Genomic DNA, 528 nt, shown 5'->3' with positions numbered 1-528 from the left:
TTGTAACATGGACCAAGGAGTCTAACATATATGCGAGTATTTGGGTGACAAACCCTGATGCGTAATGAAAGTAAAGAGCCGCAAGGCTTGAGGTAGGAATCTCGCCCTCGGGTGGGAGGCACTATCGACCGATCGTTCGCTTGCGGAAGATTTGAGTAATAGCATATCTGTTGGGACCCGAAAGATGGTGAACTATGCCTGAATAGGGTGAAGCCAGAGGAAACTCTGGTGGAGGCTCGTAGCGATTCTGACGTGCAAATCGATCGTCAAATTTGGGTATAGGGGCGAAAGACTAATCGAACCATCTAGTAGCTGGTTCCTCCCGAAATTTCCCTTAGGATAGCACCAACCGATAAAAGTAGTTGCATCTGGTAAAGCGAATGATTAAAGAATTCGGGGGCGCAATGCCCTTGGTCTGTTCTCAAACTTTGAATGGGTGCGACGTGTTTTGTTGCTTAATTTGAACAAACACTATTTTAGAATACACGGTTGTTAGTGGGCTTTTTCTGGTAAGCAGAACTGGCGATG

At 46.0% G+C, this 528-nt stretch carries 1 rRNA gene; it reads left to right on the top strand.

The features are described 5' to 3' along the window. Positions 1-528 (top strand): 23S ribosomal RNA (locus V3391_RS17520); the annotation flags it as partial.

The organism is Luteimonas flava, assembly GCF_036584485.1.
Classification (GTDB): domain Bacteria; phylum Pseudomonadota; class Gammaproteobacteria; order Xanthomonadales; family Xanthomonadaceae; genus Luteimonas; species Luteimonas flava.
Note: the sequence above shows the minus strand (reverse complement) of the source record. Positions and strands in the feature narration are given on the sequence as shown.